General features: G+C 69.1%; 7 protein-coding genes. 1 reads left to right on the top strand and 6 read right to left on the bottom strand.

From position 1 onward, the window contains the following. Positions 1 to 110 precede the first annotated feature (110 nt). The 5 genes from ACWD3C_RS06675 to ACWD3C_RS06655 form a co-directional block, all read right to left on the bottom strand. Positions 111 to 923 carry an ABC transporter permease gene (locus ACWD3C_RS06675; RefSeq protein ID WP_451140772.1) on the bottom strand — a complete coding sequence of 271 codons (813 nt, stop codon included), beginning with the start codon at positions 921 to 923 and terminating at the stop codon, positions 111 to 113. Further along, positions 924 to 1,853: an ABC transporter permease gene (locus ACWD3C_RS06670; RefSeq protein ID WP_451140770.1), complete on the bottom strand. Its 930-nt coding sequence runs from the start codon at positions 1,851 to 1,853 to the stop codon at positions 924 to 926. Continuing rightward, positions 1,853 to 3,022 (bottom strand): ABC transporter ATP-binding protein, encoded by a 1,170-nt coding sequence (locus ACWD3C_RS06665; RefSeq protein WP_451140768.1) that lies wholly within the window; start codon positions 3,020 to 3,022, stop codon positions 1,853 to 1,855. The genes ACWD3C_RS06670 and ACWD3C_RS06665 overlap by 1 nt, the downstream gene beginning before the upstream one ends. Before the next feature lie 171 nt (positions 3,023 to 3,193). Next, positions 3,194 to 4,438 carry a polyamine ABC transporter substrate-binding protein gene (locus tag ACWD3C_RS06660; protein WP_451140766.1) on the bottom strand — a complete coding sequence of 415 codons (1,245 nt, stop codon included), beginning with the start codon at positions 4,436 to 4,438 and terminating at the stop codon, positions 3,194 to 3,196. 35 nt (positions 4,439 to 4,473) lie between these two features. Then, on the bottom strand, positions 4,474 to 5,988 hold the full coding sequence (locus ACWD3C_RS06655) for a gamma-aminobutyraldehyde dehydrogenase (protein ID WP_451140764.1): 1,515 nt from the start codon (positions 5,986 to 5,988) through the stop codon (positions 4,474 to 4,476). Positions 5,989 to 6,199: 211 nt separating this feature from the next. On the opposite strand from ACWD3C_RS06655, the gene ACWD3C_RS06650 reads away from it, so the two are divergent. Further along, positions 6,200 to 6,736, top strand: coding sequence for an NADAR family protein (locus tag ACWD3C_RS06650; protein WP_451140762.1), 537 nt, complete (start codon positions 6,200 to 6,202; stop codon positions 6,734 to 6,736). On the opposite strand, the gene ACWD3C_RS06645 is transcribed toward ACWD3C_RS06650, so the two are convergent. Continuing rightward, entirely contained in the window at positions 6,723 to 7,607 is an 885-nt protein-coding gene (locus tag ACWD3C_RS06645; protein WP_451140760.1) for a DUF4190 domain-containing protein, read from the bottom strand. The two genes, ACWD3C_RS06650 and ACWD3C_RS06645, sit on opposite strands and share 14 nt — an antisense overlap. Positions 7,608 to 7,746: the final 139 nt, after the last annotated feature.

Here is a 7,746-nt window from a genome sequence, read left to right as displayed (position 1 = left end):
ACCGGGCAGAGCTGATCGACGGCTGCCTCACCGAGACCGGATTACTCATGGGCGCCGGATGATCTACCGGCCCGCCACTGCGAGTTCAACCTCAGCAACTCCCTACGAGGTTATGCCTTCTGCCTGGTCCGGCGATTGCTGATGACCATTCCGGCCACCACGAACAGTACGGCGACCAGGAACATGGCCGTACCGATGACATTGATCTGAACGGGCGTTCCACGCTGCGCCGAACCCCAGACGAACATGGGGAAGGTGACCGTCGCGCCCGAGTTGAAATTGGTGATGATGAAATCGTCGAAGGAGAGCGCGAAGGCGAGCAGCGCGCCCGCGGCGATTCCGGGGGCCGCGATGGGCAGGGTGACCCGGACGAAGGTCTGGAGCGGCCCCGCGTACAGGTCCCGCGCCGCCTCCTCCAGCCTCGGGTCCATCGACATCACACGCGCCTTGACGGCGACGACGACGAAGCTGAGGCAGAACATGATGTGGGCGATCAGGATCGTCCAGAATCCCAACTGAGCACCCATGTTGAGGAACAGGGTGAGCAGCGAGGCCGCCATCACGACCTCGGGCATCGCCATGGGCAGGAAGATCAGCGAGTTGACGGCCCCCCGCGCGCGGAAGCGGTACCGCACCAGCGCGAAGGCGATCATCGTGCCGAGGACGGTGGCGCCGAGCGTCGCCCAGGCCGCGATCCGCAGGCTGAGCCCGAGCGAGTCGCACAGGCCGGAGACCCCGCAGGGATCGGTCCAGGCGTCCGTGGAGAATTCCTGCCACTCGTAATTGAAGCGCCCCACCGGATCGTTGAAGGAGAACACGGTGACGACCGCGTTCGGCAGCAGAAGATATCCGAGGGTCAGCAGACCCGCGATGACGACGAGACGGCGCTTGAGCCAGCGTCCGGCATTCTTTGCGAAGGCCATTTAAACGAGATCCTCCGTCCCGGACTTGCGGATGTAGAGCGTGACCATGATGAGGATCGCGGCCATGAGAAGGAAGGAAAGCGCCGCGGCCGTCGGATAGTCGAGAATCCGCAGGAACTGGCTCTGGATGACGTTTCCGATCATTCGGGTGTCGGTCGAGCCGAGGAGATCGGCGTTCACATAGTCGCCGCTGGCCGGGATGAAGGTCAGCAGCGTGCCGGAGACGACACCGGGCATCGACAGCGGGAAGGTGACCTTCCGGAAGGTCTCGAACGGCCGCGCGTACAGGTCCCCGGCGGCCTCGTGCAGCCGCCCGTCGATGCGCTCCAGCGAGGTGTAGAGCGGCAGGATCATGAACGGCAGGAAGTTGTACGTCAGACCGCACACCACCGCGAGGGGCGTCGCCAGCACCCGGTCCCCCGCGGTGAGACCGAGCCAGCTGGTGATGTCCAGGACGTGCAGCGAGTTGAGGGCGCCGACGACCGGGCCGCCGTCCGCGAGGATCGTCTTCCAGGCGAGCGTGCGGATCAGGAAGCTGGTGAAGAAGGGCGCGATCACCAGGATCAGGATCAGGTTCCGCCAGCGCCCGGCACGGAACGCGATCAGATACGCCAGCGGATAGCCCAGCAGCAGGCACAGGACGGTCGCCGAGCCCGCGTAGAGCACCGAGCGCACGAACTGGGGCCAGTACTCCGACAGCGCGTCCCAGTAGGTCGCGAAGTGCCAGGTGACCCGGTAGCCCTCCTCCAGGGAACCCGTCTGCACGGACGTGGAGGCCTGGTAGACCATCGGCATCGCGAAGAAGACCAGCAGCCAGAGCAGTCCGGGCAGGAGCAGCAGGTACGGCGTCCAGCGGCCCCTCTTGCGCGGGGCCTTCTGCTCGGGCGCGGCGGGCGCGAGAGGCGGTGGCGCCTCGGTCACGGTCGTCATCAGGCGGCCTCTTCCTCGACCGTTTCCACACCCGCGGAGCCCACTGTCCCGGCAAGCAGGGACTGCGCCGCGTCCAGACCGAACGTGTGCGCGGGGCTCCAGTGCAGGACGACCTCGGCGCCGGGGACGAGCCGCGCGTCGCGGTCGATGTTCTGGGCGTAGACCTCGAACTCCGGGCAGACCGCGCTGTCGACGACGTACTGCGTGGACACGCCGATGAAGCTGGACGCGATGATCTTCCCGGTGATGCGGTTACGGCCGACCGGAACCTCACCGGCGTCGTCCGCGTGCGTGAGGGAGATCTTCTCGGGCCGTACGCCGACCAGGACCTTGCCGCCTGCCGTGGTGGGGGCGCCGCAGCGTGCCTCGGGGAGTGTGAGCTTGCCGTCGCCCGCGGTCAGCACGATGTCGTCGCCGCTTCTGGAGTCGACCTCGGCCTCGATGAGGTTCGAGGTGCCGAGGAAGTTGGCGACGAACGTGGTCCTCGGGTTCTCGTACAGGTCGGCGGGCGAGCCGAGTTGCTCGACACGGCCGGCGTTCATGACGGCGACCGTGTCGGCCATCGTCATGGCCTCCTCCTGGTCGTGTGTGACGTGGATGAACGTGATCCCGACCTCGGTCTGGATCCGCTTCAGCTCCAACTGCATCTGACGGCGCAGCTTCAGGTCGAGGGCGCCGAGGGGCTCGTCGAGGAGCAGCACCTTGGGGTGGTTGATCAGCGCACGGGCCACCGCGACCCGCTGCTGCTGGCCGCCGGAGAGCTGATGCGGTTTCTTGCGGGCCTGCTCGCCCAGCTGTACGAGGTCGAGCATCTCCTCGACCTGCTTCTTCACCGACCTGATGCCACGCCGGCGCAGGCCGAACGCGACGTTCTCGAAGATGTCGAGGTGCGGGAAGAGCGCGTACGACTGGAAGACGGTGTTCACCGGCCGCTTGTACGGCGGGAGATTCGTCACGTCCTGCTCTCCGAGCGAGACGGTGCCGGACGTGGGCTCCTCAAGTCCCGCGATCATCCGCAGGGTTGTCGTCTTGCCGCATCCGGAGGCGCCGAGGAGGGCGAAGAACGAGCCCTGGGGGACGGTCAGGTCGAGGGGGTGTACGGCGGTGAAGGAGCCGTAGGTCTTGCTGATTCCCGAGAGGCGGACGTCGCCGCCGTTGTCTGCAGTCATGGTGTGGTCCCTGGGAAAGCTGAGGTGTTTACCGCTGTGGGCAGTCGTTCCGCGGGGCGATGGGGGTTCCCCCGCTCGCGCGAAGCCGCGAGTGGGGGAGGGTGGGCACAGCCGGAAGCCGGGTGCCGTGGAGACGAGGTCCAGCCGCAAGAACCGCACCTCGCCGGAGGCCTACGCGCCCGTGAGCTTGGCGAACTTCTCCTCGTACGCCGTCTCTTCCTTCTGGCTCAGCGAGCGGAAGGCCCGGGACTGCGCGGCCATGGCCGCGTCGGGGATGATCAGCGGGTTGTTCGCCGCGTCCTCGTCGATCTTCTCCAGCTCCGCCTTCACACCGTCGACCGGGCACACGTAGTTGATGTACGCGGCGAGTTCGGCGGCCGCCTTCGGCTCGAAGTAGTAGTCGATGAGCCGTTCGGCGTTGGTCTTGTGGCGGGCCTTGTTGGGGACCAGCAGGTTGTCCGTCGAGGTCAGGTAGCCGCTGTCGGGGATGATGAAGTCGACGTCCGGGCTGTCGGCCTTGAGCTGGACGACGTCACCGGCCCAGGCGATACAGGCCGCGAGGTCGCCCTTGGTGAGGTCGGCGGTGTAGTCGTTGCCGGTGAAGCGGCGGATCTGGCCCTTGTCGACGGCCTTCTGGAGGCGGGCGATCGCCGCGTCGTAGTCGTCGTCGGAGAACGTGCCCGGGTCCCTGCCCATGTCCAGCAGGGTCATGCCGACGCTGTCGCGCATCTCGGACAGGAAGCCGACACGGCCCTTGAGCCTGGGGTTGTCGAGCATGTCGGAGACGGAGGTGACCTCCTCGCCGTCCAGCGCCTTCCTGTTGAAGGCGATGACGGTCGAGATGCCCTGCCAGGGGTACGAGTACGCCCGCCCCGGGTCCCAGTCGGGGGTGCGGAACTGCTCGGACAGGTTGGCGAAGGCGTGCGGCAGGTTGGACGGGTCCAGTTTCTGGACCCACCCGAAGCGGATCAGCCGGGCGGCGAGCCAGTCGGTGACGCAGATCAGGTCGCGCCCCGTCTCCTGGCCGGCCGCGAGCTGCGGTTTGATCTTGCCGAAGAACTCGACGTTGTCGTTGATGTCCTCGGTGTAGTTGACCTTGATGCCGGTGCGCTCGGTGAACGCGTCGAGCGTGGGATGCCGCTTGCCGCTGTCGTCGACGTCCATGTACTCGGTCCAGTTGGAGAAGCTGATCTCCTTCTCCTTGGCCGAGTGGTCCTCGGACGAGACGCCCGAGGTCTTCGTCGCCGCGGGAATCCCGCAGGCGCTCAGCGCCCCGAGCCCGCCGATGGCGAGGGCGCCGCCGCTACCGGCGCGCAGCAGCGAGCGGCGGGTGAGGGAGGCCCTGCCGTTGGTGAAGCTGCGCCGCATGGCGGCCGCCTGGGCCGCGGACAGGCGGCCGGGCTCGTACTGCTCCATGCTCGTGGTGCCCTTTCGGGAGGGTGCGGCCGTGGTCAGGGCCTGCGGGTTGACTGTCGGTCCCCGAAGATCGTGCGGTGCCAGTCCTTCCGGGCCACCGCCGTATTGTCGAACATGACGTGCTTGATCTGCGTGTACTCCTCGAACGAGTACGCGGACATGTCCTTGCCGAAGCCGGAGGCCTTGTAGCCGCCGTGCGGCATCTCGCTGATGATCGGGATGTGGTCGTTGACCCACACGCAGCCCGCCCTGATCTCACGGGTCGCGCGGTTCGCCCGGTAGACGTCCCGGCTCCAGGCGGAGGCGGCGAGACCGTACGGGATGTCGTTGGCGAGCCGGATGCCCTCGTCGTCGCTGTCGAAGGGCAGGACGACGAGAACGGGGCCGAAGATCTCGGACTGGACGATCTCGCTGTCCTGGGCGGCGTCGGCGATGAGGGTGGGCCGGTAGTACGCCCCGTTCTTGAGCTCGCCCCGGGGTGCCTCTCCGCCGGTGACCACGCGCGCGTACGCGCGTGCCCGGTCGACGAAGGCGGCCACCCGGTCGCGCTGCGCGAAGGAGATGAGCGGGCCGAGGTCGGTGTCCGGCGCGAAGGGGTCGCCGAGCCGGACGGTCTCCATGAGGGCCGCCGTCCGTTCGACGAACTCCTCGTAGAGGGGCCTCTGGACGTACGCGCGCGTGGCGGCCGTACAGTCCTGCCCGGTGTTGATGAGGGCGCCCGCGACCGCGCCGTGCACGGCGGCTTCGAGATCGGCGTCGTCGAACACGACGAAGGGCGCCTTGCCGCCGAGTTCCAGGTGGAGCCGCTTGACGGTGGAGGTGGCGATCTCGGCGACCCGCCTGCCGACGGCGGTGGACCCGGTGAAGGAGGTCATCACCACGTCGGGGTGGGCCACCAGATACTCGCCCGCGTCCCTGCCCGCGCCCGAGACGATGTTGACGACGCCGTCCGGGACACCGGCCTCCGTGGCGGCCTGGGCGAAGAGCAGCGAGGTCAGCGGGGTGAGCTCGGCGGGCTTCAGGACGATCGTGTTGCCCGCGGCGATCGCCGGGAGGATCTTCCAGGCGGCCATCTGGAGGGGGTAGTTCCAGGGCGCGACGGACCCGACCACGCCGATCGGCTCGCGGCGTACGTACGAGGTGTGGTCACCGGAGTACTCGCCCGCCGACTGGCCCTGCAGCTGCCGGGCGGCCCCCGCGAAGAACGCGGTGTTGTCGATGGTCCCCGGAACGTCGAACTCCCTGCTGAGCCTCAGCGGCTTGCCGCACTGCAGGGACTCCGTCCGGGCGAAGTCCTCGGCACGCTCGGCGAGCACGGCCGCGAACCTGTGCATCACGTCCGAACGCTCGCCCGGGGTGGCCCCGGCCCAGCCCGGGAACGCCCCACGCGCCGCCGCGACCGCGCCGTCCACGTCGTCGGTGCCCGCGAGCTCGTACGTGCAGACCTCGTCTCCCGTGGCCGGGTCGACGACCGCGTGGGTCCGGCCGGAGGTGCCCCTGGCCAGCCGGCCCGCGATGTACTGCGCGCCGTCCGCGAAACGCTCCTGCATGTCGCTCTCCTCCGCCGCCGGTCCACGTCACCGCGGAGGGGCTGGCGTAGCTCCAGCTCGATTTGAGTGCCGATCCTGACAGAGCGATGGGCCAGCAACAAGGGATTCCGTTGTTGCCTTTTGGTTACGCGACGGAATCTGTCGACCAGGCGTCGCGTCGGCTGCGAAATGGAGGGACGGAGTGTCAGTGGTGCGTGCCACACTCGCGGGCATGGAGAAGATGACGGGGGAAATCACGGGGGAAAGGGTCAAGTACCTGCACTTCTGGGGGCACCGGCCACGGCCCGACGGCCGGGTGGGCGCGAGCTGTCTGAGTCAGTGGTGGCCGTCGCCGTTCACGGTGGACGGCGTGGAGTACGCCACGGCCGAGCACTGGATGATGGCGGCCAAGGCCCGGCTCTTCGGGGACACGGAGGCCGAGGCCCGGGCCGTCGCGGCGCCGAACCCCGCGCTCGCCAAGAAGGCGGGACGGCTTGTGCGCGGCTTCGACGAGGCCATATGGGAGCGGGAGCGCTTCGGGATCGTCGTCGAGGGCAGCGTGCACAAGTTCGCCGCGCACGAAGACCTGCGGGGATTTCTGCTCGGTACGGGGAATCGCGTGCTCGTGGAGGCCAGTCCGGTGGACCGGGTGTGGGGGATCGGGCTGGCAGCGGACGACGAGAGGGCTTCGGATCCGGAGCGGTGGAGGGGGCTGAATCTGCTGGGGTTCGCGTTGATGGAGGCGCGGAAGCGGCTCAGAGGCGACTGAGCGGGCTGCGCGGAGCGCTCAACGTCGTCGAGTAGCCCTCGTCGAACGGGTCCTCGTTCCATTCTTCGCTGCTCTCCGCCAGCGCAAAGACCGCGATCGCCACCAGCACACTCAGCACGATGCCGACCGCCCCGCAGATGATCCCGGCCAGCGCCTGCCCCCCGTTCGTCGCCTCACCCCGCCGCGCCTTGCCCCGGCCGATCACACCGAAGACCACGCCGAGCGCACCCAGCACGACGGTCAGCGGCCACAGGCAGAACACGAGGAGGGCGAGAATCCCGAGCACCATCGCGGCGGTGCCCATGCCGTTGCTCGGCACGGGCTGCATACCGGACCAGCCGTAGCCGGCGGTGCCATAGCCAGGGGTGCCGTAGGCCTGATAGCCCGGGTACGGGGCATAGCCGTATGGCACTTGGCCCGGGCCGTCGGGGCTGATGGGCGGAGGCGGGACGGGGGTGCCGGGGTTGCCGAGGCCCGGGCCGGAGTGGGGGCTGGGCGGCGGGAAGGGGGCGTTGGCCAGGGGCGGGGTGAAGGAGGCGGACCAGGACTGCGGGTTCCCGGGCGGCGGAGCGCTCGGACCCGGCGCGTGGGCAGCAGCCATGCCCGGCGTGGGCGTCGCCGTGCGCTGGTCGGGCGCGGAAGGCGGGCCGGGTATGCCCCCGGCCTCCGGCGGAGCCCACGGGTTCGGGACGGGCGCGGCGGGCTTGTCCAGCTGCACCTTCGGCGCGGGCACGGTGCCCTCGGGCGGCGCGGCCCTGTCGGCTCCGGGCCGAGGCGCACCCGGAACCCCGTCCTGCGGGGCCGCCCAAGGGTCCCCAACCGGCGCGGCCGGTTGCTGCGACGGGCGTGTCTCGTCGGACTCGTCGGCCATGTGCTGGGTCCCCTCCCGTCGGACGTGCCGTCATGCTACGGCCCGCGCCACCACCGCGGGACCCGCCGCCTACGATGACCCCGGAGTCATCGATCAGCCGATCACCCGCGTCCCCGGCTCCGGTCCAGGCCCCGGGGAC

It is taken from the genome of Streptomyces sp. NPDC002845 (genome assembly GCF_053591955.1).
This window is presented reverse-complemented; position numbering and strand designations above follow the sequence as displayed.